27 protein-coding genes are annotated in these 25,173 nt (G+C 60.2%); 10 read left to right on the top strand and 17 right to left on the bottom strand.

Features of this window, described 5'->3' with window-relative positions; genetic code table 11:
* Positions 1-128 precede the first annotated feature (128 nt).
* Entirely contained in the window at positions 129-2,771 is a 2,643-nt protein-coding gene (gene mprF / locus B0E42_RS06070) for a bifunctional lysylphosphatidylglycerol flippase/synthetase MprF (protein ID WP_018607872.1), read from the top strand.
* Positions 2,771-4,060, top strand: a complete 1,290-nt coding sequence (locus B0E42_RS06065) for a virulence factor family protein (protein WP_077505977.1) — start codon at positions 2,771-2,773, stop codon at positions 4,058-4,060. Before mprF ends, B0E42_RS06065 begins: the two co-directional genes overlap by 1 nt.
* 260 nt (positions 4,061-4,320) lie before the next feature.
* On the opposite strand, the gene B0E42_RS06060 is transcribed toward B0E42_RS06065, so the two are convergent.
* Positions 4,321-6,222 (bottom strand): potassium transporter Kup, encoded by a 1,902-nt coding sequence (locus B0E42_RS06060; protein ID WP_053178330.1) that lies wholly within the window; start codon positions 6,220-6,222, stop codon positions 4,321-4,323.
* A gap of 273 nt (positions 6,223-6,495) precedes the next feature.
* Between B0E42_RS06060 and rimO the strand changes: the two genes are divergently transcribed.
* The 5 genes from rimO (at position 6,496) to tsaA (ending at position 10,565) form a co-directional block, all read left to right on the top strand.
* Positions 6,496-7,836 carry a 30S ribosomal protein S12 methylthiotransferase RimO gene (gene rimO / locus B0E42_RS06050; RefSeq protein ID WP_077505975.1) on the top strand — a complete coding sequence of 447 codons (1,341 nt, stop codon included), beginning with the start codon at positions 6,496-6,498 and terminating at the stop codon, positions 7,834-7,836.
* 237 nt (positions 7,837-8,073) lie between these two features.
* The gene (locus tag B0E42_RS06045) at positions 8,074-8,547 is read left to right on the top strand and encodes a GNAT family N-acetyltransferase (protein WP_077505973.1); all 474 of its coding nucleotides are present in this window, start codon (positions 8,074-8,076) and stop codon (positions 8,545-8,547) included.
* Positions 8,548-8,630: 83 nt separating this feature from the next.
* Complete coding sequence (locus tag B0E42_RS06040) at positions 8,631-9,341, top strand: rRNA pseudouridine synthase (protein WP_018607880.1); 711 nt, start codon at positions 8,631-8,633, stop codon at positions 9,339-9,341.
* Between the two features lie 57 nt (positions 9,342-9,398).
* Positions 9,399-9,860, top strand: a complete 462-nt coding sequence (locus tag B0E42_RS06035) for a DUF1456 family protein (protein ID WP_018607883.1) — start codon at positions 9,399-9,401, stop codon at positions 9,858-9,860.
* Between the two features lie 6 nt (positions 9,861-9,866).
* On the top strand, positions 9,867-10,565 hold the full coding sequence (gene tsaA / locus B0E42_RS06030) for a tRNA (N6-threonylcarbamoyladenosine(37)-N6)-methyltransferase TrmO (protein WP_053185974.1): 699 nt from the start codon (positions 9,867-9,869) through the stop codon (positions 10,563-10,565).
* A 203-nt stretch (positions 10,566-10,768) separates the two neighbouring features.
* Here the strand turns inward: tsaA and fpr are convergent, their stop codons facing one another.
* A complete protein-coding gene (gene fpr / locus B0E42_RS06025; protein WP_002554680.1) occupies positions 10,769-11,548 on the bottom strand; it encodes a ferredoxin-NADP reductase in 780 nt (259 codons plus the stop codon).
* Between the two features lie 121 nt (positions 11,549-11,669).
* Here fpr and B0E42_RS06020 point away from each other — a divergent pair, with 121 nt between their 5' ends.
* On the top strand, positions 11,670-12,596 hold the full coding sequence (locus B0E42_RS06020) for a LysR family transcriptional regulator (RefSeq protein ID WP_018607943.1): 927 nt from the start codon (positions 11,670-11,672) through the stop codon (positions 12,594-12,596).
* Positions 12,597-12,600: 4 nt separating this feature from the next.
* Here B0E42_RS06020 and B0E42_RS06015 read toward each other — a convergent pair whose 3' ends face one another.
* From B0E42_RS06015 to B0E42_RS06005, 3 genes are all read right to left on the bottom strand, one after another.
* A complete protein-coding gene (locus B0E42_RS06015; protein WP_018607944.1) occupies positions 12,601-12,963 on the bottom strand; it encodes a diacylglycerol kinase in 363 nt (120 codons plus the stop codon).
* Positions 12,964-13,040: 77 nt separating this feature from the next.
* A complete protein-coding gene (gene erdR, locus B0E42_RS06010) occupies positions 13,041-13,688 on the bottom strand; it encodes a response regulator transcription factor ErdR (protein WP_053178326.1) in 648 nt (215 codons plus the stop codon).
* A 212-nt stretch (positions 13,689-13,900) separates the two neighbouring features.
* Positions 13,901-14,647 carry a tRNA-uridine aminocarboxypropyltransferase gene (locus B0E42_RS06005; RefSeq protein WP_077505969.1) on the bottom strand — a complete coding sequence of 249 codons (747 nt, stop codon included), beginning with the start codon at positions 14,645-14,647 and terminating at the stop codon, positions 13,901-13,903.
* A 184-nt stretch (positions 14,648-14,831) separates the two neighbouring features.
* Here B0E42_RS06005 and B0E42_RS06000 point away from each other — a divergent pair, with 184 nt between their 5' ends.
* Positions 14,832-15,254 (top strand): quorum-sensing-regulated virulence factor family protein, encoded by a 423-nt coding sequence (locus B0E42_RS06000; protein WP_018607947.1) that lies wholly within the window; start codon positions 14,832-14,834, stop codon positions 15,252-15,254.
* Here B0E42_RS06000 and B0E42_RS05995 read toward each other — a convergent pair whose 3' ends face one another.
* On the bottom strand, positions 15,255-15,449 hold the full coding sequence (locus B0E42_RS05995; RefSeq protein WP_014336838.1) for a hypothetical protein: 195 nt from the start codon (positions 15,447-15,449) through the stop codon (positions 15,255-15,257).
* Positions 15,450-15,902: 453 nt separating this feature from the next.
* Between B0E42_RS05995 and B0E42_RS05990 the strand changes: the two genes are divergently transcribed.
* Positions 15,903-17,021, top strand: coding sequence for a TIGR00730 family Rossman fold protein (locus B0E42_RS05990; RefSeq protein ID WP_077505967.1), 1,119 nt, complete (start codon positions 15,903-15,905; stop codon positions 17,019-17,021).
* Between the two features lie 47 nt (positions 17,022-17,068).
* On the opposite strand, the gene recX is transcribed toward B0E42_RS05990, so the two are convergent.
* From recX to B0E42_RS05935, 11 genes are all read right to left on the bottom strand, one after another.
* A complete protein-coding gene (gene recX / locus B0E42_RS05985; RefSeq protein ID WP_018607949.1) occupies positions 17,069-17,536 on the bottom strand; it encodes a recombination regulator RecX in 468 nt (155 codons plus the stop codon).
* An 8-nt stretch (positions 17,537-17,544) separates the two neighbouring features.
* A complete protein-coding gene (gene recA / locus B0E42_RS05980; RefSeq protein ID WP_018607950.1) occupies positions 17,545-18,597 on the bottom strand; it encodes a recombinase RecA in 1,053 nt (350 codons plus the stop codon).
* Positions 18,598-18,680: 83 nt separating this feature from the next.
* Positions 18,681-19,181, bottom strand: coding sequence for a CinA family protein (locus B0E42_RS05975; RefSeq protein ID WP_018607951.1), 501 nt, complete (start codon positions 19,179-19,181; stop codon positions 18,681-18,683).
* A 71-nt stretch (positions 19,182-19,252) separates the two neighbouring features.
* A complete protein-coding gene (locus tag B0E42_RS05970) occupies positions 19,253-19,789 on the bottom strand; it encodes a lysis system i-spanin subunit Rz (RefSeq protein ID WP_053178324.1) in 537 nt (178 codons plus the stop codon).
* Positions 19,771-20,334 carry a glycoside hydrolase family 19 protein gene (locus B0E42_RS05965; RefSeq protein ID WP_077505965.1) on the bottom strand — a complete coding sequence of 188 codons (564 nt, stop codon included), beginning with the start codon at positions 20,332-20,334 and terminating at the stop codon, positions 19,771-19,773. Before B0E42_RS05965 ends, B0E42_RS05970 begins: the two co-directional genes overlap by 19 nt.
* Positions 20,335-20,358: 24 nt before the next feature.
* The gene (locus B0E42_RS05960) at positions 20,359-20,805 is read right to left on the bottom strand and encodes a phage tail assembly chaperone (protein WP_077505963.1); all 447 of its coding nucleotides are present in this window, start codon (positions 20,803-20,805) and stop codon (positions 20,359-20,361) included.
* A complete protein-coding gene (locus tag B0E42_RS05955; protein WP_077505961.1) occupies positions 20,806-21,702 on the bottom strand; it encodes a phage tail protein in 897 nt (298 codons plus the stop codon).
* 111 nt (positions 21,703-21,813) lie between these two features.
* The gene (locus B0E42_RS05950; protein WP_077505959.1) at positions 21,814-22,374 is read right to left on the bottom strand and encodes a tail fiber assembly protein; all 561 of its coding nucleotides are present in this window, start codon (positions 22,372-22,374) and stop codon (positions 21,814-21,816) included.
* A gap of 7 nt (positions 22,375-22,381) precedes the next feature.
* Positions 22,382-23,482, bottom strand: coding sequence for a phage tail protein (locus B0E42_RS05945; protein WP_077505957.1), 1,101 nt, complete (start codon positions 23,480-23,482; stop codon positions 22,382-22,384).
* Between the two features lie 27 nt (positions 23,483-23,509).
* Positions 23,510-24,019, bottom strand: coding sequence for a phage tail protein (locus B0E42_RS05940; RefSeq protein ID WP_077505955.1), 510 nt, complete (start codon positions 24,017-24,019; stop codon positions 23,510-23,512).
* Positions 24,016-25,170 carry a phage tail protein gene (locus B0E42_RS05935; protein ID WP_077505953.1) on the bottom strand — a complete coding sequence of 385 codons (1,155 nt, stop codon included), beginning with the start codon at positions 25,168-25,170 and terminating at the stop codon, positions 24,016-24,018. Before B0E42_RS05935 ends, B0E42_RS05940 begins: the two co-directional genes overlap by 4 nt.
* Between the last annotated feature and the right edge of the window lie 3 nt (positions 25,171-25,173).

Raw genomic sequence — 25,173 nt, 5'->3', positions numbered from 1 at the left:
AGAGTGGCCTTTTTTGTGCCTGGTGAAAAAAGCCTCATTACAAATATTTTGTAATTATTTTTTACCGCGGGGATTGGTAACTTGACTGGATACCCCCATCCTGTCGCGCATAGCTCAAGAGGTGATTGATGCGCGCCCACTCGTCTGACCCGCAAGACTCCGTTACTGCGACACAACCGATCAAGGCCGAGCGACTGCGCTGGCTGGATCGGATCAGCCAGTACCGCCAGCCCATCGGCCTCGCCGTCACGCTGCTGCTGTTTGCGATTGCATTGATTGCCTGCCGCCATCTGCTGAGCGAGCTCGATCTGTACGCTCTGCACGACTCGATTCTGGAAGTCCCCCGGCCAGCCCTGCTCGGCGCGATCGCCGCCACGGTAGCCGGCTTCATCATTCTTTTGGGCTACGAATGGTCCGCCAGCCGGTATGCCGGGGTGACGCTGCCGCCACAGACCATGGTCCTGGGTGGATTCACCGCGTTCGCCATCGGCAACGCCATTGGCCTGTCACTGCTGTCGGGCGGTTCGGTTCGCTACCGTCTGTATGCGCGTCATGGCCTGGGGGCCTCGGATGTCGCCCACATGACGCTGTTCGCCAGCCTGTCCCTGGGCTGCGCGCTGCCGCCGCTGGCGGCCCTGGCAACGCTCAGCAACCTGCCCGCCGCGTCTGCCGCGCTGCACCTGCCTGCCACTTTACTGGGGGCCATTTCCGTGGCGGTGCTGTTGCTCACCAGCGTGTTGGCCATCGGCATCTACCGCCGACGCCTGCCGGAGCAGCCTCATCGCGACAGCCTGCTGGTAAAGGCCGGGCGCCGCACGCTGCGCCTGCCGGGCCGACGCCTGACCTTCCTGCAACTGGTGATCACCGCGCTGGATGTCGCCGCCGCCGCCACCGTATTGTATCTGTTGCTGCCCGAAGCCCCGCCGTTCGGCGCTTTCCTGCTGGTGTACCTGCTGGCGCTGGCCGCCGGGGTGCTCAGCCATGTACCCGGCGGCGTCGGGGTGTTCGAAGCGATCCTGCTGGCCGCGTTTGCCGACAAACTCGGCGCCGCACCGCTGGCCGCCGCGCTGTTGCTGTATCGCTTGATCTACGTGCTGCTGCCGATGCTGGTGGCCTGCGTGTTGCTGCTGATCAATGAGGCCCAACGGCTGTTCCAGACGCGCCAGACCCTGCGGGCGGCATCGGGTTTCGCCGCGCCGATCCTGGCGGTGCTGGTGTTCCTGTCGGGCGTGGTGCTGCTGTTTTCCGGGGTGACACCGGAAATCGACACCCGCCTGGAGCACATCGGCTTCCTGATCCCCCATCGGCTGGTGGACGCTTCGCACTTTGGCGCCAGCCTGGTGGGCGTGCTGTGCCTGTTGCTCGCCCAAGGCCTGCGCCGTCGCCTGTCGGCCGCCTGGATGCTGACCACGGTTCTGCTGTTGGTGGGTGCCCTGCTCTCGCTGCTCAAGGGTTTTGACTGGGAAGAAGCCACGCTGCTGACCCTGACGGCTGCCCTGCTGGCGGTATTCCGGCGCTCCTTCTATCGTCCGAGTCGCCTGACTGAACTGCCCTTTTCCCCGCTGTTCCTGATCGCCAGTATCTGCGTGCTGGGCGCGTCGATCTGGCTGCTGCTGTTTGCTTACCAGGATGTGCCCTACAGCCATCAACTCTGGTGGCAGTTCACCCTCGATGCCGACGCCCCTCGCGGCCTGCGCTCCCTGCTGGGCGCCGCGGTACTGCTGGTGGTGGTGTCCCTGACCTGGCTACTGCGCACCGCGCGGCCGGTGATCCATTTGCCGACAGCAGAAGAACTGGAGCGGGCCAAGACGATTCTCATGACGTCTTCGCAACCCGACGGCGGCCTGGCCCTGACCGGCGACAAGGCATTGCTGTTTCACCCCAACGACGAGGCGTTCCTGATGTACGCCCGCCGTGGCCGTAGCCTGGTGGCGTTGTACGACCCGATCGGGCCGACCCTGCAACGGGCTGAAATGATCTGGCAGTTCCGCGACCTGTGTGACATCCACCATGCCCGCCCGGTGTTCTATCAGGTACGTGCCGAGAACCTGCCGTACTACATGGACATCGGCCTGACAGCCATCAAGCTGGGTGAGGAAGCACGGGTCGACCTCAAGCGTTTCGATCTCGAAGCCAAAGGCAAGGAGATGAAGGATTTGCGCTACACCTGGAACCGCGGCACCCGTGATGGCCTGTCGCTGGAGATCCACGAACCCGGCCAGGCGCCGATGGATGAGCTCAAGGTCATTTCCGATGCCTGGCTGACCGGCAAGAACGTGCGTGAAAAGGGTTTCTCCCTGGGCCGTTTCAGCGATGACTACCTCAAGCATTTTCGCATCGCGGTGATTCGTTTCGAGGGCCGGCCGGTGGCGTTCGCCAACCTGCTGGAAACCCACAGCCACGAACTGGCCAGCCTCGACCTGATGCGCGCCCACCCCGAGGCCCCGAAGCTGACCATGGAGTTCATGATGGTCGGTCTCATCCAGCATTATAAGAACCATGACTACGCCCGCTTCAGCCTCGGCATGGTCCCGCTGTCGGGCTTGCAACCGCGTCGCGGCGCACCGCTGACCCAACGCCTGGGTTCGATGGTGTTCCGCCGCGGTGAACAGCTCTATAACTTCCAGGGGCTGCGCCGCTTCAAAGACAAATTCCAGCCAAACTGGGAACCTCGCTACATGGCCGTGCCCGCCGGACTCGATCCGCTGGTGGCACTGGCCGATACCGCCGCCCTGATTGCAGGCGGCCTGACTGGATTGGTGAAACGCTGATGATGCAACGCTCCTGGCGATACGTAGTGGCCGCCCTGCTGGTGCTGGCGGTAATTCTCGGTGGCGGTTACTGGTACTGGAACCGCCCGGCCCCGCAACCGATCCTGGAACAACTGGCGCCCGCCGATGGCGCAGCGATGACCCGGGTCATCCCCGGCACCAAACCGCGCGCCCAGGTGCTGGTGGCAGTCAATGAGGACCAGAAGCTCAGCGACACGCAGTTGACGACCCTCAGCCGCAGTGGCTCGGCGCAGATCGTCCAAGTGATCCTGCCCAAGGACTGCATGCTGCAAGGTCGCGCCCTGCAAGCAGGCCTGAGAGAACTGCAAGGCCCGGCCACGCTGGTCAGCGGCATCGGCCCGGGCGCCGTACTGGCCTGGCGCTGGCTGGCCGAGCAGAAGGATGACAAGGCAAAGGCCGTTTCAGTGGACCTGGCCCTGGAAAAACCCGGCTGCACCCACCTGCTGCCTAAAAGCGCCGCCCACGGTCATTGGCTGGTGGCCTGGAACGATAACCCTGACGACACCAGCGCCGGTTTCGTAAGGGATCAGAAAAATGCCGAAACCAGCATCAGCGACTACGACATCAACCTGCCGCAAGTGCTGAACAACGAGCTGCGCAAAATCCTGGTGGGCACCGACAAGGCCAAGGGCGGCCTGAGCATCCCGGTGGTGGAAGTCCCAGCCAGCCAGGCGCAGGATACCGTCACCCTGTTTCTCTCCGGAGACGGCGGCTGGCGCGACCTGGACCGCGACGTGGCCGATGAAATGGCCAAGATCGGCTACCCAGTGGTCGGCATCGACACCCTGCGCTACTACTGGCAGCACAAGAGCCCGGAGCAAAGCGCGGCGGACCTGACCGAACTGATGCAGCACTACCGTCAGGTCTGGGGCACCAAGCGCTTCATCCTGACCGGCTACTCCTTCGGTGCCGACGTGTTGCCGGCCATCTACAATCGCCTGCCGGCCACCGAACAACAGCGGGTCGACGCGATCATCCTGCTGGCTTTCGCCCGCACCGGCAGCTTCGAGATCGAAGTCGAAGGCTGGCTCGGCAACGCCGGCACCGAAGCCGCCACCGGCCCGGAGATGGCCAAGCTGCCAGCCGAGAAGGTGGTGTGCATCTACGGCGCTGAAGAGGCCGACGAAAGCGGCTGCACCGACAAGACAGCCGTAGGCGAAGCCATCAAGCTGCCTGGCGGCCACCACTTCGACGAAAACTACCCGGCCCTGGCCAAGCGCTTGATTGATGAGATCAACAAGCGCCAGAACAAGACGGCCGAACAATGATCTGACGCAGAACAGAGAAAAGCCCCGGCAACCTTACGGTTACCGGGGCTTTTTTATGCCAGCTCGACTGCACATAGGGCCCCTTGTGGGAGCGAGCCTGCTCGCGATAGCGGCGGTACATCCAGCATCGCCTGCTCAGGCAGACCGCTATCGCGAGCAGGCTCGCTCCCACAAAGGTTCACTGGTCAACTCGCATGTGCGTCGCCCATAAAAAAGCCCCCGCCGCCGCAAGGCAACGAGGGCTTTTTGTTTTCCGGTCGCTACATCTCGACCTGCGTCCCCAATTCAATCACTCGGTTCAACGGCAGATTGAAGAAGCGCAGATTGCCGTTGGCGTTTTTCAGCATGAAGGCGAACAGTATCTCGCGCCAGCGGGCCATGCCCTCGAGCTTGGAAGCGATGACGGTCTCGCGGCTGAGGAAGTAGGTGGTGCGCATCGGGCTGAAGTCCAGGTCATCGAGATGACAGAGCTTGAGCGCGAGCGGGACGTCCGGCTCGTCGGTGAAACCGAAGTGCAGGATCACCCGGAAGAACCCTTCGCCATAGGCATCGACCTCGAAGCGCCGCTGCGGCGGTACCCGCGGGATGTCTTCGTACACCACCGTCAGCAGCACCACTTGCTCATGCAGCACCTGGTTGTGCAACAGATTGTGCAATAGCGCGTGGGGCACCGCATCCGAGCGTGCGGTCAGGAACACAGCCGTGCCCTGTACGCGATGAGGCGGTTGCACGCGAATACTGCTGATGAAGATCGGCAGCGGTAGCGCACCCTCGTCCAATCGGTCCACCAGCAGTTCCTTACCACGCTTCCAGGTGGTCATCAGAACGAACAACACAATGCCCGCCAGCACCGGAAATGCACCGCCCTGAAGGATTTTCGGTACGTTGGCGGCGAAGAACAGGCCATCCACCAATAGGAAACCTACCAGCAGCGGCACCGTAAATAGGGGCGGCCATTTCCACAGCAGCAACGCCACCGCCGATACCAGAATGCTGGTAATCAGCATGGTTCCGGTCACCGCCACGCCATAGGCCGACGCCAAGGAGCTGGACGACTCGAAGCCGAGCACTAACAGGATCACACCGACCATCAACGCCCAGTTCACGGCGCCAATGTAGATCTGCCCTTGCTCGGCGCTGGAGGTGTGCTGGATGTGCATGCGCGGGATGTAACCGAGCTGGATGGCCTGTCGCGTCAGCGAGAATGCGCCGGAAATCACCGCTTGCGAGGCGATCACAGTGGCGAGGGTCGAGAGCACCACCAGCGGCACCAGGGCCCAGTCCGGCGCCAACAGGTAGAACGGATTGCGCGCGGCCTCCGGGTTTTCCAACAGCAAGGCGCCCTGGCCGAAGTAATTGAGCACCAGCCCTGGCAGCACGAGGGCAAACCAGGCCCGCGCAATGGGTTTGCGACCGAAGTGGCCCATGTCTGCATACAAGGCTTCAGCGCCGGTCAAGGCCAATACCACGGCGCCCAGAATGGCAACGCCTACGCCCGGATGAACGACGAAAAAGCGCACGCCCCAGGCAGGGTTCAGGGCATTGAGCACTTCGGGATGTTGCACGATGCCGTGGATGCCCAAGCCTCCAAGCACCACGAACCACAGCACCATCACCGGCCCGAACAATTTGCCGATCCGGTCGGTACCGTGCTTCTGGATCAGGAAAAGCCCCACCAGGATTACCAGCGACATGGGCACGACCCAGCGTTCCAGGCCATCGAAAGCCACCTCCAGCCCCTCCACAGCCGACAACACGGAAATGGCCGGGGTGATCATGCTGTCACCATAAAACAGCGAGGCCCCGATCAGCCCGAGAATCACCAGCACAGTGCGCAACCTGGGATAGGAGGCAGACGCCCGCCGGGCCAGCGCCGTCAGCGACATGATGCCGCCCTCGCCCTGGTTGTCGGCCCGCAGGATGAACAGCACGTATTTGATCGAGACCACCCAGATCAGCGACCAGAAAATCAGCGCCAGGATCCCGAACACGCCGTCATGATTGACCTGCACACCATATTGGCCGGAAAACACTTCCTTGATGGTGTACAGCGGGCTGGTACCGATGTCTCCATAAACCACTCCGGCCGCCGCCACCAGCATGCTTATTGGCTTGGCTGCCCGGTGCGTGGTACCCGACGCCCGACTTTCTGCCTGCTCCATCCAACACTCCCGTTACCTGATCCAGCTTCCTGGAAAGAAGCACTATGCTTGACCTTATATTCGTGCTGCCTTACTTCCTGTTACAGATGATTGATTGACTGTGAACATTCCGCTGGCCGCAAAGGCGCGAAGCATAGCGCAGCACTCGTCGCATTTCCCGGTATAAAGCTGGTCAAGTGCGTCGGCCATGGATAGAATTGCGCACTTTTTGATCAGAGGCGCGCCAGGCGCCCTGTCTCGGCAAGAGACGATCCCCCTACACCGAGGTTAGACATGTCCACCACTACCGCGCCCGCCAATCCGAAGGTTGGCTTCGTATCCCTGGGTTGCCCGAAAGCTCTGGTCGACTCCGAGCGCATCCTGACTCAGTTGCGCATGGAAGGCTATGACGTTGTGTCCACCTATCAGGACGCCGACGTGGTCGTGGTCAACACCTGCGGCTTCATCGATTCGGCCAAGGCCGAGTCCCTGGAGGTGATCGGCGAAGCCATCAAGGAAAACGGCAAGGTCATCGTCACCGGCTGCATGGGTGTGGAAGAAGGCAACATCCGCAACGTGCACCCGAGCGTGTTGTCCGTGACCGGTCCGCAGCAGTACGAGCAGGTGGTCAACGCCGTGCACGACGTGGTGCCGCCACGCCAGGACCATAACCCGCTGATCGACCTGGTGCCGCCGCAAGGCATCAAGCTGACCCCGCGCCACTACGCCTACCTGAAGATTTCCGAAGGCTGCAACCACAGCTGCAGCTTCTGCATCATCCCGTCGATGCGCGGCAAGCTGGTGAGCCGCCCGGTGGGCGATGTGCTCGACGAGGCCCAGCGCCTGGTCAAGGCCGGCGTCAAGGAACTGCTGGTGATCTCCCAGGACACCAGCGCCTACGGCGTCGACGTGAAATACCGCACCGGCTTCTGGAATGGCGCGCCGGTGAAAACCCGCATGACCGAGCTGTGCGAAGCCCTCAGCACCCTCGGCGTCTGGGTCCGCCTGCACTACGTCTACCCGTATCCACATGTCGACGAACTGATCCCGCTGATGGCCGCCGGCAAGATCCTGCCGTACCTGGACATCCCGTTCCAACACGCCAGCCCGAAAGTCCTCAAGGCCATGAAGCGCCCGGCGTTCGAAGACAAGACCCTGGCCCGCATCAAGAACTGGCGCGAAATCTGCCCGGACCTGATCATCCGTTCGACCTTCATCGTCGGCTTCCCCGGTGAAACCGAAGAAGACTTCCAGTACCTGCTGGATTGGCTGACCGAAGCCCAGCTCGACCGCGTCGGCTGCTTCCAGTATTCCCCTGTCGAAGGCGCACCGGCCAATGACCTGGACCTGGACGTGGTGCCGGACGACGTCAAGCAGGACCGTTGGGACCGCTTCATGGCGCACCAGCAGGCCATCAGCTCGGCGCGCCTGCAAATGCGCATCGGCCGTGAAATCGAAGTGCTGGTGGACGAGGTGGACGAGCAAGGCGCCGTGGGCCGCTGCTTCTTCGACGCGCCGGAAATCGACGGCAACGTTTTCATCGACAACGGCAGCAACCTCAAGCCGGGTGACAAGGTCTGGTGCAAAGTGACCGACGCCGATGAGTACGATTTGTGGGCTGAGCAGATCGGTTGATTTGTGAGCTGAACAGATCAGTTGGCCTGTGGGAGCAAAGCTTGCTCGCGATAGCGCAGTGTCAGCCACTGCAAATGTTGACTGATGCTCTGCCATCGCGAGCAAGCTGTGCTCCCACAGGCTCTTGCGAAACTCGGTAAAAAATTGAAAAGCCCCGCTCTTGCTACAAGATGCGGGGCTTTTTTACGGCTATCGTATGGAGAAACCCAGGACATCCAGCACAAGGAACAGGCGGGCATGCGTCAGCATTCGGTCATCCACACACCGAAACCGAGCGACTATCAGGAACTGACCCAGGTTTGGGAGGCCTCGGTGCGTGCCACCCACGACTTCCTGCCGGACAGCTACATCGAGCTGCTGAAAAACCTGGTGCTCACCCGCTACCTGGATGCGGTGATGCTCATTTGCACCCGGGACGCGCGCCTGCGGATCACCGGTTTCGCCGGTGTCGCGGCCGGCAAGGTCGAGATGCTCTTCATCGACCCACAGCACCGTGGCCAAGGCCTGGGCAAGCAGTTGCTGCGCTACGCCATGGAACACCTGAACGCCGATCAACTGGACGTCAACGAGCAGAACCCGCAAGCCCTGGGCTTTTACCTCAAGCAAGGCTTCGAAGTGGTTGGGCGTTCGGCAAAAGATGGCATGAACCAACCCTACCCACTGCTGCACATGCGCTACAAGCAGCCCGACCTGAAGGCTGGGCGCGGCTAAAAACGGCATGAGGCAAATGGACCCGCGATTAACCGGCGCCAGGCAGGTACAATGCCCACCCTCTTTTTGTTACGGCCCCCGTCATGACTGACCCGATTCGTCTCTCCAAACGCCTCATCGAACTCGTCGGCTGTTCCCGTCGGGAGGCTGAGCTGTTCATCGAGGGCGGCTGGGTCACCGTGGATGGCGAAGTAATCGATGAGCCGCAGTTCAAGGTCAGCACCCAGAAAGTCGAACTCGACCCCGAGGCCAAGGCCACCGCGCCGGAGCCGGTGACCCTCCTGCTGAATGCACCTGCTGGCATGGATGTAGACACCGCGATGGCCTCCCTTGGCCCGCAGACCCTGAGCGAAGAACACCGCTTCGGCAAACGCCCGCTCAAGGGCCATTTCCTGCGCCTGACCGCCAGCGCCGACCTGCAGGCCAACGCCAGCGGGCTGCTGGTGTTCACCCAGGACTGGAAGATCTTGCGCAAGCTCACCGCCGACGCCGCCAAGATCGAGCAGGAATACGTGGTGGAAGTCGAAGGCGAGATGGTCGCCCATGGCCTCAATCGCCTGAACCATGGCTTGACCTACAAGGGCAAGGAGCTGCCGGCGGTCAAGGCCAGCTGGCAGAACGAAAACCGCCTGCGCTTCGCCATGAAAAACCCGCAGCCCGGCGTGATCGCTCTGTTTTGCCAGGCGGTCGGGCTCAAGGTCGTCGCCATTCGCCGCATTCGCATCGGCGGCGTGTCCATCGGCAAGGTGCCGCTGGGCCAATGGCGCTACCTGTCTGCCAAAGAGAAATTCTAATTTTCCGGCGCCGCACCGAACCGGGGCGCCCACTGCCGATTGATCAGGACTGCACACATGATTCACAACGACGTACTGCGCAGCGTGCGCTACATGCTCGACATCAGCGACAAGAAAGTCATCGAGATCATCAAGCTGGGCGGCCTGGACGTCTCCCTGGCTGACCTGACGGGCTACCTCAAGAAAGACGAGGAAGAAGGCTTCGTGTTCTGCCCTGACGAGGTCATGGCGCATTTTCTCGATGGCCTGGTGATCTTCAAGCGTGGCAAGGACGAAAGCCGTCCGCCACAGCCGATCGAAGTGCCGGTGACCAACAACATCATCCTCAAGAAAATGCGGGTGGCGTTCGAGCTGAAGGAAGACGATATGCACGCGATCCTCAAGGCCGCCGAGTTCCCGGTGTCCAAACCGGAACTGAGTGCACTGTTCCGCAAATTCGGCCACACCAACTACCGGCCGTGTGGCGACCAGTTGCTGCGCAACTTCCTCAAGGGCCTGACGCTGCGCGTTCGCGGCTGACACCCCGTGACTTACAGCGTCTCCCCCATCGGCTTCGTCCGCTCCTGCTTCAAGGAGAAGTTCGCCATCCCCCGCCAACCGCAACTGGCTCCGGCCGCACGTGGTGTGCTGGAGCTGGTGGCGCCGTTCGATCAGGGCGAGGCGGTGCAGGGGTTGGAGCTGGTCAGCCATGTCTGGCTGCTGTTCCTGTTCCACCAGGCCCTGGAAGACAAGCCACGGTTGAAAGTGCGGCCGCCACGCCTGGGCGGCAACAAGTCCATGGGTGTATTCGCCACCCGTGCCACCCACCGCCCCAACGGCATCGGCCAATCGGTGGTGAAGCTGGAGCGGGTCGAAGCCGGGCGCCTGTGGATCTCGGGCATCGATTTGCTGGACGGCACGCCAGTGCTCGACATCAAGCCCTACGTGCCCTACGCCGACATCATCGGCTCGGCCTCCAACAGCATCGCCAGCGCAGCGCCTGAATTGATTCCGGTGCAATGGGCGGACACCGCCCTGCTTCAAGCGCGCGAACACGCCACGCGCTTGGCAGAGCCCTTGGTGGAGCTGATTGAACAATGCCTGGCCCAAGACCCACGCCCGGCGTACCAGATGCCTACCGCCGAGCGGGAATATGGCGCACAGTTCTGGGACCTGGACGTTCGTTGGCATTACCCGCAGCCGGGGTTGATTCGGGTGTTGGAAGTCGTTCCTGCGACTGAATAAAACCCGGAAACGAAAAAGCCCGCGCGGCCTTCATCAGGCGGCGCGGGCTTTTTTGTGGGCATCTGCGAGATCGAGTCGCTGCCATCGCGAGCAGGCTCGCTCCCACACTTGATCTGGGTTGTTCACAAAATATGACTCAACACAAACCCTGTGGGAGCGAGCCTGCTCGCGATAGCGATCTATCTGCTGCCACACATACAGGCTTACTTCTCTACAAACGCCCGCTCGATCAGGTAATCACCCGGCTCGCGCATACGCGGCGAAACGGTCAGGCCGAAGCTGTTGAGCACTTCGCTGGTCTCGTCGAGCATGCTCGGGCTGCCGCACAACATGGCGCGGTCGTCCTGCGGGTTGATCGGTGGCAGGCCGATGTCACTGAACAGCTTGCCGCTGCGCATCAGGTCGGTCAGGCGGCCTTCGTTCTCGAACGGCTCGCGCGTCACGGTCGGGTAGTAGATCAGCTTGTCACGCAGGGCTTCGCCGAAGAACTCGTTCTGCGGCAGGTGCTCGGTGATGAACTCGCGGTAAGCGACTTCATTGACGTAACGCACGCCGTGGCACAGGATCACTTTTTCGAAACGCTCATAGGTTTCCGGATCCTGGATGACGCTCATGAACGGCGCCAGGCCAGTACCGGTGCTGAGCAGGTACAAATGCTTGCCAGGCTTGAGATCGTCCAGCACGAGGGTGCCGGTGGGTTTCTTGCTGATGATGATCTCGTCGCCTTCCTTCAGGTGCTGCAACTGGGAGGTCAGCGGACCATCCGGCACCTTGATGCTGAAGAATTCGAGATGCTCTTCCCAGTTCGGGCTGGCAATCGAGTAAGCGCGCATAAGCGGGCGGCCGTTGGGCTGTTGCAGGCCGATCATCACGAACTGACCGTTCTCGAAGCGCAGGCCCGGATCGCGGGTGCACTTGAAGCTGAACAGAGTGTCGTTCCAGTGATGAACACTGAGGACACGCTCGTGGTTCATGTTGCTCATGTACGGGGACTCCTGGGAATAATGCCCGCGCCGATAATCTGCGCAATTGCATCGCATTCTAATGGCGGCGACAATATCTGTTAAATGGATTATTAAGATAAGGGTTATCGGTTATATAGATATGCGATTTACTCTCCGTCAACTTCAAGTCTTCGTCGCCGTCGCCCAGCAGGAAAGCGTGTCTCGCGCTGCGGGCCAGCTCAATCTGTCGCAGTCGGCGGCCAGCACCTCCATCACCGAACTGGAGCGGCAATCGAGCTGCCAGTTGTTCGACCGTGCCGGCAAGCGCCTGAGCCTCAATGCCCTGGGCAAACAACTGCTGCCCCAGGCCGTGGCGCTGCTGGACCAGGCCAAGGAAATCGAAGACCTGCTCAACGGCAAGTCCGGCTTCGGTTCACTGGCGGTCGGTGCCACGCTGACCATCGGCAATTACCTGGCGACCTTGTTGATCGGCGGTTTCATGCAGCGCCATCCGGAAAGCCAGGTGAAGCTGCACGTGCAGAACACTGCCAATATCGTGCACCAGGTTGCCCACTATGAAATTGATCTGGGTCTAATCGAAGGCGACTGCAGCCATCCGGACATCGAAGTGCAAAGCTGGGTCGAGGACGAACTGGTGGTGTTCTGCGCCCCTCAACACCCGCTGGCCAAGCGCGGCCAGGCGACCATGGAGGAATTGACCCATGAAGCCTGGATTCTGCGGGAGCAGGGTTCCGGCACACGCCTGACCTTCGACCAAGCCATGCGCCACCACCGCAGCGTATTGAATATCCGCCTGGAGCTGGAACACACCGAAGCGATCAAGCGCGCCGTGGAATCCGGCCTGGGCATTGGCTGCATCTCACGCCTGGCCCTGCGCGACGCCTTCCGCCGCGGCAGCCTTGTCGCGGTGGAAACCCCGGACATGGACCTGGCGCGGCAGTTTTATTTCATCTGGCATAAACAGAAGTACCAGACCTCGGCCATGCGCGAATTCCTCGAGCTGTGCCGGGCTTTCACCGCCGGGGCCCAGCGCAGCGACGAAATCGTGCTGCCGGCCATTGCCTGAGCCGTTACAACAGCACCACGCCCCACACCAACGCGATCATCGTCAGGGCGAGTAGCTGGGCGGCGCTGCCCATGTCCTTGGCATTTTTTGACAATGGGTGCAGCTCCAGGGAGATGCGGTCGATGGCCGCCTCCACCGCCGAGTTGAGCAATTCCACGATCAATGCCAACAGGCACACGGCAATCAGCAGCGCCTGCTCGACACGACTGACGTTCAGGAAGAATGACAACGGAATCAACACGACATTGAGCAGCACCAACTGACGGAAAGCTGCTTCGCCGACAAAAGCTGCACGCAGCCCGTCCAAGGAATAGCCGGAGGCGTTGAGGATGCGTTTCAGGCCGGTCTGGCCTTTAAAAGGTGACATAGAGTGGGCAACTGATCAAAAGGAGTGGGGAAGCTAATTCAAACCCGGTCAAAAAAGCGTGAACCGGAACACTAAGCCTACGGTGAAATTGACTCAAGTTGTTGCAGCAGCAAGGCCGCCTGGGTCCGGGTGCGCACGTTCAGTTTACGAAAGATCGCCGTGACGTGGGCCTTGATGGTGGCCTCCGACACGTTCAGTTCGTAGGCAATCTGCTTGTTCAGCAAACCTTCGCAGACCATGGTCAACACCCGGAACTGCTGCGGCGTGAGGCTGGCCAGCCCCTCGCTGGCGGCCTTGGCTTCCGCGGACACGCTCACCGCTTCGAACGCCTGGGGCGGCCAGCAGACATCGCCGTCCAGGACTGCCTTCACGGCCATCTGAATCATCTCAAGGGAACTGGACTTGGGTATGAAGCCGCTGGCGCCGAACTCCCGGGCCTTGACCATCACCGAGGCTTCTTCCTGGGCCGAGACCATGACCACGGGGATCTGCGGGTATTGGCCCCGCAACAGCACCAGCCCTGAAAAGCCATAGGCACCGGGCATGTTCAGGTCCAGCAGCACCAGGTCCCAATCGGCCTTCGCCGTCAACTGGACCTCCAGTTCCGCGATACTGGCCACCTCCGTCAACCGGACAGCCGGGCCGAGGCCCAGGGTCACTGCCTGATGCAACGCGCTGCGAAAGAGCGGATGGTCATCGGCAATCAGGATTTCGTATGTGGCCATTTTTAAAATGATCCTGTTTTTAATGGCAGGCCCGATGATTCGCGCCTCGCCAAGACAACTCAAGACACCGCCGTGCAGCGGCATCCACAGGGACACATTCAACGCCAAACACGGCGTTTCAAACATTGGTGGCGCCCTGGTCGGCGCCAAGCATGCCCAGCGAAGCCGGGGTGGTCAAGCAGCACGACCGCCACAGTGTCCAGTATGGGCCACTATTGGGCCAATACTGCTTGCGGCGTACGGATAAAGGCTTGCAACTCGGCGTGGGCCGGGGTCGAGATGTTCACCTCCTGCTGGCCCTTGGCGCCCAGGTAATGCTGGCTGAACACATCGAAATAGGCGTCCAGGGCCGACGCGGCGTCGCTGTCCCCCGCTAGCTCCAGACACAACGCCGCCACTTCGGCGGTGCACAGGTGCTCGCTGCGGGTCGAACGGCGCAGGCGGTAACGCGACAGCCTGTCGGGCAGCAGGCTCAGGATCGGCAGTCGGTCGAAATACGGGCTTTTACGGAAAATCTTCCGCGCCTCGGTCCAGGTCGCATCCAGCAGAATGAACAGCGGGCGCCTGGACTGATCGAGGTCAACCGTGTGGGTGACCCGCGATGGCTCGACGTATTCGCCCGGAAACACCAGGTACGGTTGCCATTGCGGATCGTTCAGCAGCGCCAGCAGTTGTTCATCGACCTCGGTGCGCGACCAGATGAACGCGTGGTTGTCACGCACCACATCGGCAATCAGCCAACCGGTGTTGCTCGGCTTGAACACTTCCTTGCTGGTCATGATCAGGCAGACCCCGGAGCGGGTCTCGACGCTAGGACGCCAGGCGCACAGGCAATGGCTTTCGATCACGCGGCAGGCGCTGCAACGGGGCGCGCGCCAACCACGGGCCTGAATCGGCCTGATCCCCTCATCCATGCGCTGGTCGCGCAGGCGGGCTACGGCGTTAGGGGCGTGATTCATCGTGGGCAACGCCGACAGACAGGAAAACTCGACACGAACAACACTCGGCAGGGCAATAAAGGCCGGCAGTCTACCAGAGCGCACGTGCCTGTACCGTCCACCCGGGCTCCCCTATAATTCCCGGCCACTGAACGCACAGTCATGTGATCGGTCGAACCACCAGTCACTGAACCAGGAGAGTTTCATGCTGCGCCTTATCGTCCCTACCGTTGCCGTTCTGCTGGCGACGTCCTTCAGCGCTCAGGCTGCTTCGCTGAAAGAACTCGAACTGAACAAGATGCTGCAGAACGTTGCCAAGGAAAGTAGCGTCGGTACGCCGCGGGCGATCAGCGAAGACATTCTCGACCAGGGCTATACCGTCGAAGGCACCGAGCTGATCAACCATCTCAGCGTGCAAAGCAGTCATGCCCAGAAAATGCGCGCAGACCCCAAGGCCGTGTATTTCCAGTTGGGCTCCACGGTGTGCACCAATCCGGGCTTCCGCAAGTTGATGGCCAAGGGTGCAACGATGCGCTATGAGTTCACCGAGGTTAAGACCAACCGCCCGGTCGCGACCGAGCGCTTCCAGGAATCGGATTGCCCGAAACCCGCCAAGACGAAGAAGTAATCAACCCGAGCTCGCGCGCCGCTGCTCATCGTCGGCGCGCAACTCTGCCACCAGCGCCTGCAAGTAACGCGAGCGCCACGCTCGCCCTCCCAGCCGACGACAGCATTCTTCCTCAAGACTCACCCGATTGGCCTGTGCCGATTCCCGCAGCATCAGGTACAACTGCCTGTCGAGCTCCAGAGTCACCCTGGTCATTTCTCCCGCCTCCATGCCCGATCCGCTTAAATCCATCACGTGGCACCCAGCCCTGGGCGTCAAATTGCATTGGCACGCTTGTTATCAGTAAATCAGAGCGGCACGCACCCGGCCGGCAATCTGACGAGCGGCGCGATAGTTCAGCGCCTGTATCAGCGGTTGCCAACGGTTACTTTTGAGCGCCATGATCAAGGTTGCGAAGATCAGCTAGATTCAGAAGTATCTCTTTTCATCGGGCAGAAAGAGGCTGCCCTGCCAGCACCTTGTCGTGTGATTGTTTTTCATCCAAGGGAAAAACGGAACCTGTTGGATGGCTTGATCGCTTTGCTGCAGACCGCGTCGAGCCAGGTCGAACGTCCAGGCACGGGCCTGGGCCGGCAACGACACACGGAGTGTCGTAGCCCTGACGAATCTCTCGTTCGGGCCAGGGTTCTGTTAAGAAGGAGAAGTTGAATGCCTTACAAACCGAATGACCTGCTCAGTCGTCATTTTGAGAACCATGGCCACGACCTCACCCGCAAGGTCGAAGAGCAACTCAACCTGGTGTCCCCCAACAGCCCCAACCTCCCCATTTACCGCGACATGATCCTGACTGTGCTGCGCATGGCCCAGGAAGATCACAACCGCTGGAATGCCAAGATCACGCTACAAGCCCTGAGGGAACTGGAGCACGCCTTCCGTACACTCGAACAGTTCAAGGGCCGCCGCAAGGTCACGGTCTTCGGCTCGGCCCGAACGCCCATCGAACATCCGCTGTATGGCCTGGCCCGAGAGCTGGGGGCGGCACTGGCCCGCTCGGACATGATGGTCATCACCGGCGCTGGCGGAGGCATCATGGCCGCCGCCCATGAAGGCGCAGGACGCGACCACAGCCTGGGATTCAATATCACCTTGCCTTTCGAGCAACACGCAAACCCGACCGTTGAAGGCACGCCGAACCTGCTGCCGTTCCACTTCTTCTTCACCCGCAAACTGTTTTTCGTCAAAGAGGCCGACGCACTGGTGCTCTGCCCTGGCGGTTTCGGCACGCTTGATGAGGCGCTGGAAGTCCTGACGTTGGTGCAGACCGGTAAAAGCCCGCTGGTACCGGTGGTCCTGCTGGATGTTCCCGGGGGCAAGTTCTGGCAAGGAGCCCTGCACTTTATTCGTGAGCAATTGGAGGAGAACCGCTACATCCTGCCCACTGACATGAAGCTCATGCGTTTGGTGTACAACGCCGAAGAAGCCGTGGAAGAGATCAATCAGTTCTACCGCAACTTTCACTCCAGTCGCTGGCTCAAGCATCAGTTCGTAATCCGCATGAATCACAAGCTAAGCGAACAGGCACTGCAGCAGATGCAGAAAGATTTTGCCGACCTGTGCCTGAACGACTGCTTTCATCAGCATGACTACAGCGGCGAGGAGCACGATGAGGCCCGTTTCAGTCATCTGACACGACTGGCGTTTGCCTTCAACGCCCGCGACCACGGCCGCTTGAGGGAGCTGGTGGACTACATCAACTTGTCGGAAAACTGGGCCCAGCCCGCCCAAAAGCCCCATCCCCTCACATGGAACCCGATCAAAGTAACCTGAGCCCATAAAAAAACGGCCCGCTATCGAAATAGCGGGCCGTTTTTTGTTTAGTCATCCATACCGCGACCGCTGAACAAGCGGTTGATCATTTCCATGGAATAGCCTCGATACGCCAGGAAACGCCCTTGTTTGGCTCGTTCCCGTGCATCGATGGGCAAATGTCCTGAGAACTTGCGACGCCAGGTGTCCGTCAGTTGCTCCTGCCAATCGATACCACTTTCGCGCAAGGCGAGCTCGATATCCGGGCGTTGCAAACCGCGCTGGCCCAGCTCCTCACGAATGCGCAAAGGACCATAACCGGAGCGGGCGCGATAAGAGACAAAGCTTTCCAGGTAACGGGATTCCGACAGCAAGCCCTCTTCAGTCAAACGGTCGAGGGCCGTGTCGATCAACTCATCGGGAGCGCCGCGCTGACGCAGTTTACGCGTCAGCTCGACTCGACCGTGCTCGCGTCTGGCGAGCAGGTCCATCGCGGTTCGCCGCACCGCGACGAGGGTATCGAGTACGGCGGTCATCGGATCGATCAGATGTCAGCGTCAGCCAGGTCGTCAACGGGCTCGCGGTTGGCCACTGCCTTGACGTCTGCAACCGGGCTCAACAGCTTGTCACGCAGTTGCTTCTCAAGGGCGGCGGCGACTTCCGGGTTGTCCGCCAGGAACTTGGCCGAGTTGGCCTTGCCCTGACCGATCTTCGTGCCGTTGTAGGCATACCAGGCGCCCGACTTCTCGACGAAACCGTGCAGCACACCCAGGTCGATCATCTCGCCATTGAGGTAGATGCCCTTGCCGTAAAGAATCTGGAACTCGGCCTGACGGAACGGCGAAGCCACCTTGTTCTTCACGACCTTGACGCGGGTTTCGCTGCCGACAACCTCATCACCTTCTTTCACCGCGCCAGTACGGCGGATGTCCAGGCGAACCGAGGCGTAGAACTTCAACGCGTTACCACCGGTGGTGGTTTCCGGGCTGCCGAACATCACGCCGATCTTCATACGGATCTGGTTGATGAAGATCACCAGGCAGTTGGCATTCTTGATGTTACCGGTGATCTTGCGCAGGGCCTGGGACATCAGGCGAGCCTGGAGGCCCACGTGCATGTCGCCCATTTCACCTTCGATTTCAGCCTTTGGCACCAGTGCCGCCACGGAGTCGACGATGATCACGTCAACCGCGTTGGAACGCACCAGCATGTCGGTGATTTCCAGGGCCTGTTCGCCGGTATCCGGCTGGGAAACCAGCAGGTCGTCGACGTTGACACCCAGTTTGCCGGCGTATTCCGGGTCCAGGGCGTGTTCGGCGTCGACGAAGGCGCAGGTCGCGCCGGCTTTTTGGGCCTGGGCGATCACGGACAAGGTCAGTGTGGTTTTACCGGAGGATTCAGGACCGTAGATTTCAACGATTCGGCCTTTTGGCAGGCCGCCGATGCCAAGCGCAATGTCCAGGCCCAGGGAGCCGGTGGAGATGGAAGGAATAGCCTGACGGTCCTGATCGCCCATACGCATTACGGCACCCTTGCCGAATTGACGTTCGATCTGACCCAAGGCCGCAGCCAAGGCTTTCTTCTTGTTGTCGTCCATTAAAGTCCTCACGTAATCAATAAGGCCTGACGGCCAACACCTGTATAAGTAGCCAGTATTATTCCACAGCGATTGAGGATCGCCTACCCCTGATTTGAGATTTCTACAGCGGCATGTTGCAGCAGCCCGTCTAGCGCGGCCTTCACCGTTTGTCGGCGGACCTCGTCGCGGTTACCTGCAAAGAAACGCTGCTCGCTGATCACCGCCTCGCCAACACCCCAGGCCAGCCAAACGGTGCCCACCGGTTTATTCGGAGAACCCCCGTCCGGCCCCGCTACACCGCTGACCGCCACGGCAAAACGCGCCAGGCTTTTTTGCTGGGCTCCTCGCACCATGGCCTCGACCACCTCGCGGCTGACCGCCCCCACCTTCTCGAACAACTCGGCCGGCACATCCAGCTGCTGGGTCTTCTGGCGATTGGAATAGGTGACGAAACCGGCCTCGAACCAGGCCGAACTCCCGGGAACTCGGGTAATCGCCTCGGCAATCCCGCCGCCCGTGCAGGACTCGGCCGTGGTGACGTGGGCATTGAGCAGCTGCAGGCGCCTGCCCAGCTCAGCGGCCAGTTCGGTGATGTCGTCCATGGTGCTCTCCTGATTCCACACAATTGAGGCCTACCGTACACGAGCAATGGAAGCTTGCAAGGCTTGGCGGATTACCGATCCAGCGCTCTGATATAGGCCTGACAAGCCTGCAAGGCAATCAGTCCGCGATCACCGGCGTCGGTGATGGCGATAATTCGTTGAGCATGCGCCGGGTCAAGTCGGGCTCTCGCGCCTCCATGATCCACGCCGCCGGCGCGGGGGGTGGCAGGCATTGCGCAACCGGCGGCAACATCGTCGGCGTCGAGGAGGACTGACAGCCGGACATCGGCAGTAGCAAGGCGATCGCGCAGGCGATCCTGGTCACGTTGGGCATCGCTCAAGGCTCGGTAATGGGTTTGTTCGCTGGCGGAGAGTTGCTGTTCCAAGGCCCGGCGTTTGTCCTGCTCGGCCTTCTGCAGCGTCGCGGCCGCTTGGGTGATTTGATTAAGCGTCTCGGCGTGGGACTGTGCGAGTCGGGCCAACTGCTGTCCGTAACGCCAGTCCTGGAACCGCCACGCGAGCATCGCCGAACCGCCGGCCAGCAGCGCGAGCAACACAACAATGCCCAGGGTGCGAGACGAAAAAGGCATCAGGTCGAAGGTTGGCATAACACCGCCCTCGCCCGCGCCCACAATTGCAGGCGGTCCTCCAGGCCGTTCAAACCGCCATTAATGCGCCGGGTGATGGTGTTGAACTGATCGCGGTCGGCCAGTTCGTTCAAGCCGTTCTGCTCCCAGAACCAAGCGGCGGACTCGGTGGCCCATTGCGGCTGCTCAAGAAGCTCAGGCAAAGCCATCAGGCGTTCGTCGCCGAACAGCCCCTGACTGCAGCGAAGGTAATTGTCACGGCCGGTAATCTGGATCAGTCCTCGACCGCGATACTTCTGGCCGTCACCGTCCGCCTGGGGCGAGTTGCCCAGGCGAACGGCCAGGGTTCCGGTATCGTATTTGCTCAGGTATTGCTCACTGCCCAGCTCGCGTGCATAGCGCAGTTGTCCCGACTCATGACCGACCTGGGCCAGGAACGCGGCGATGCGTTTGGGTGTGTCGATACCATGGCGGGACATGGCGGTGTTCAGTGCGGAAATAAAAACGCCCGCTTGGGCGCGGGCGTTGGGCATGATGTTGATGAGTTGCTGTTGCGTAAGGTCCATGTTCAGGTCATCGCAAGTGCATGATCAAAGGTGTCCGGCCAGCCAGGACGGCGCAACCGGACGATATTCAGTGGCTGGAAAGTGCTCATCCTGCGGCCAATCCCTCAGCGCCCGGCGATAAGCCTGGAGCTGTGTGTACTGTGTTTGGTCCAATGTCGTACCGCCGCCGTCGTCCATTTCGTCGCGATCCCTTGCAACGAGGCGGTCTGTTGCCGTGAGCTGGGCGTTGCGCCACGCGTATTCATTTTCTGAAGCCTGGGCCGATGTCAGAGCGGCTGGGGCAACGAGAACGGGATAACCGGTGTCAGGGTTGGCCGAAACACGCTTGGGCGAGATGGCGAGTTGCTGAAGCAGCGACAGCCAGTAAGCCCGAGGAATTTCGATGACATCATCGGGAATATCAGAAACATTGATACCGGGAACATACGCTCCGCAAGTGCTTGGACTGAACAACAAAGTGAATTCATTCATTCAATAACCCTTCGCAAAATAGGTAACGCCCCATCCCGCACTGAAGTGTCCAGAATAGTCTCGGACTTTCAGGCGCACGCCTTGGCGGGTGGCGGTTCCGCCTACCATAATCACCATGGCTCCATCACCACCTACATGGTTCGCAACAACCGAAACAAAAGCATTGGGGAATGAGATCGGGAACGTAACGAACACTTCTCCGTTGGCGTCGGTTGTACCGTAACCCCACTGATCGATGTTTCCGCTCGCGTACTTTTGGTAACCCGGATTGCCCAACTGGCCTGAAAACAACGAGGTATATTTCAGAAGAACGGTACCGCCGAGCAACCGCCATTGATTGTCCAGCTTGACGAATTCCGCCGTTTCACCACGGCCCAAATCGATTGGGCCAAGCGTTGAGGATGAAGGTCCTAACGTATCGGCAGACGAGGCTGTCGATACGTTCACGACGGCCCCTACGTTGATCAGTGTAAGCGTCGCTCCATGGGTGATTCCTACCGTATTGGGCAGCGTGACGTTGATTGCCGTAGTACTGGCAAAACTGATGGCTCCGCCAATATGGGCCTGTGTCAACGCTGTACTGACGGCGTACACGGAGAAGCCGGAATATTGAACACCGCTGCGTTTTACAAACTCCGTGGTCGCCACGGATCTATCGTTATCAAACTGGGGAGCCGTGGTGAATAATCCGCTGCTGCGCAAGGCCGTCAACAACTGGTTATCCAATTGTTCCGACGGTATTAGTCCTGCGGCTTGAATGACACTCAGCAATTCCTGCGTCACACCATTGCCCCAACTGGCGGGAATCAAGGAACCCGGCGTACCCGCCAAGGGATCCTCATCCACGAACCTGCCGTTCGACAGACCTGCACTGGGCACACTTTTTGGATAATCCAACTTTTCGCTCCTGACTGCCCAGCGATCAAAATGAAGGCGATATAAAGCCTCACCGTTAATGCGCAGTGGCACGATAAATTAAGGAAGTTTTTATGTTCTGCCGTGGGGGGTTTAAGCGGCAGGCTCAGGCATGACAGGCCAGTTGATATCGGTAGGAAAACCGGCCTGATGCTGGATGCGATTCAATTCAACGCTATAGAGCTTCCATTCCATGAGCGCCAGTTGTTCCTGATCGCTCGCGTCGCCGATGTCTTCGGCGTATTGGAAGGGAGCAACTTTTTGAACGGCCGCACGCAGTAATTTATCGCGTTTTGCCAAAGCTTCGAGTTTGAGATCAGCCCGCTGTAGCGCCTCGTCAAATACCCACATGTTCTCTCGCCACACATGGTAACTACCCGGCCAAGGTTCGGCTGTGTAGGTATCTGGCAACTCACCGAACTCGGTCCACGCCAGAAGAGCGCCGTTGTCCTTGCGATACACCGAACCACGCCAGTCCACCATTTCTCTCGGAACACCGTTCACCATGACCCAGGAATGATGTTCTTGGGCCGAGGGTAGTTCGAAAGAAAGTTGGATGCCGTTACTGGGGATTTGAATGCCCATCCCAGGGGTTACGACAAGGTCTACCGGACCCGATAAAACACCGGCGTCATCAAACAGGTAAATAAACATAGTCACCTCAGATCAGCTTGATTCGGGCGGGATAGGCGATATTCCTGGGACGGGTTTCAGTGCTGAAACTCCCGATATTGCCTATTATCTCTGGACTGGAAAAAAACAGGGGATTGGGATAAGTCGTACCGACTATCCCTGTTGCAGGCGCAGCATTGACGTCACGGGTGACGTCCCAAGACGCATCAGCGATAGCAGGACCAGGGCGATTGGCACTACCCGAGCTGGTGGGCAAATAGTGGTTGTGGCTTTCAAGGGCATACATCTGTCTGCTGCCCGCCGCACGGTCAATATCCACCCCTCGTGCCTCATCCAACACGCGCAAGAATTCGCCGCGAATATCGGGAATCCGAAAAGTCGTCGCCCCATCACCGCTAGTCCATGCGCCTTCATTCCCCGGCCTGCTGGCTTCGCTCACTAACGCACCGGACAATTGCGCGTGATCCCACAACCACGGCCAATCGCTACGCACCAATAGGTTTCCGTTAAGCACCGCATACCCACCCGGAATGACTTGGCGCGTACTCTCGAAAGAAACCCGCCCCAGCGCCGTTGCATCAAACCGGCTCACCGGCCACCAAGCTCCAATTTCATCACTGCGCAAATGCCACCAGTCGCCACTGCCCATCAACACCAGGAATGGATAGCCGCTGGCCGCCAAGTGGGTATGAAATCGGATCCGGTCGCTACCGGAAGCGCGCACCGTCAGACGGTTACCACTGTTATCCACACGTCGCACAATCACATCGCGAACACCGAGCGTCGCATTGGCAGCGGGTAGAGTTACAGTGCTTGCACCCGCACTTGCATCGATCAACACCAGACCCAGCTCATCGGCGGCCAACACCTTGGATGCCGTGAGCCGCGTGATGACTGAGCGCATCGGACTACTACGCCCGAGAATGGTTTGTAGTGCTTTGATCAACTGGCCGTTATCCGCTTCGGACGGCGTCATGCCAGCCGAGGAGATCACGCCCAGGATTTCTTGAGTGACACTGTTCCCCCATACCGCAGGGATCAACGACCCAGGCGTGCCCGCCAGTGGATTTTCATCCACGAACCGACCGTTCACCAGCCCGACGCTGGGAACACTTTTTGGATAATCCATGTTTTATTTCTCTCTATGAGAAGGGGCTCAAGCGTGAGGAGGTAGCGCTCGGAGGGTCGCGAGCACGTCATCAGCGGCTTGAGTCGCAAGATCCGCCTTGCCTTTGGCCATGTGCGCGCGGATCTGTGTCTTGGCCTTGAGGCGGAGCTCGCGAAGTGCCAGCAGGTTCGCTTCGAATTCGGCAGCCTTGGCGAGAATCTGATCCGCCGCCTGCCTGACGGTGCGGCCTTTGACGACCCAAGCGGAAACGGACAACGGCACCGCTTTTTTCGGGTAGCCCTGATCCTTGAAGACCTGCGCCTCCAGGGCGGCTTGTTGGTATTCCAGGGCGCGCAGTGGATCACCGGCCAGCGTGCGACGGGCGCTGTCGGCAGCGGTATCGACTTTGGCGCACAGGCGTTCGGCCTCCTGGCGCGATTGCTCGGCGGCATTCTCTACACTCAGCACCCAGGTGCCGTCCTCCCAGGTATGGGCGAAAGAAGGTGCAGGCGGGCGAAGTCCATCTTCGTACTGGTGCAGTTCTTGAATGACTTTCATCGGATCAGCTCCCAGGACAGGTGAACATTGACTGCGTTGATAAAATTGACGCCGATGCCCACGCTGTAATCCGTCAGGGCCTGGTGCTCCTTGATACCCATGCTCAGCAACAGCTCGTCACTCTCGGCATTGGTAACCCCCAATGTGTGCTCCGCCTGAAAGCACTGCCAAAGCGAGCGAGATTGAGCGTGATCAAAACTGGCTGTGACGGTAGATACCGCAACGTCGTTGACAACGTTGTTGGAGAGCAACACACACATGTATGGGCTGCTCCAGCCCCCCGCTTGGTTGCCGATACTTTGTAACGTGGGTGTCAGATAGCTGTAATTACCCCCAACCCACCCAGCCTGAACAAACGACAGCGAGGTCACGACGTTCGGCGCGGGTGTCGGATTACCCACCACAAGCCGTGCTGCACGGGCGTGGGGATCCAACGGCAGATATACCACTCCATTGCCATTTACCGTTTGAGTCCAGGTCAATCGAGCACGGTTGTAGATCGCGCGAATGATCGGCAAGGAGCCCGGCGCCCCGGTCATCACCCAGGCCACGCACATGTCCAGGGGGGTGGATGGAAACCCGCCGCCGGACGCGCCGTTGACAGTCCCCTTCAAGGACTCCGGCGGGAGGTCATACAGGCTTCCACGCTGCATATAGAACGTCAGCGCACCGCCTATGACTTGCGCTCGTAGAAAATAACTGGCGCTGGGCAACAAATCGACGCTGCTCCAGGCCGCCGTCATGTAAGTCCGTGATCGACCCAAGCGCCCACTCACCACTTCTTGTCCGATGCTGACGTACACACCCGCCGGAATCGAGACACGACCGCCGCTGGTGGACAGCGCCATTGGCGTTATCGCCAAGCGGGCGTCCGCTGTTGCAATCGTTGGCAGCGGTAAAGCGGCGATCGGAAGCGCGAGGTCCTGGTTCCAGCCCTTGGCGGTGACTGACTGAATCGCCTCGAGCAGTTGATCGTTTTGGGTTTCATCTGGGGTCAGATCCCCCGCCTTGATGACATTCACAATCTCCTGCGTTACACCATTTCCCCAAGCCGCCGGAATCAACGACCCCGGCGTCCCGGTCAATGGGTTTTCATCCACGAACTTCCCATTCACCAACCCGGCGCTGGGCACACTCTTCGGATAATCCATCCG

This window comes from Pseudomonas sp. A25(2017) (genome assembly GCF_002001065.1).
In the GTDB taxonomy this organism is placed as follows: Bacteria; Pseudomonadota; Gammaproteobacteria; order Pseudomonadales; family Pseudomonadaceae; genus Aquipseudomonas; species Aquipseudomonas kilonensis.
This window is presented reverse-complemented; position numbering and strand designations above follow the sequence as displayed.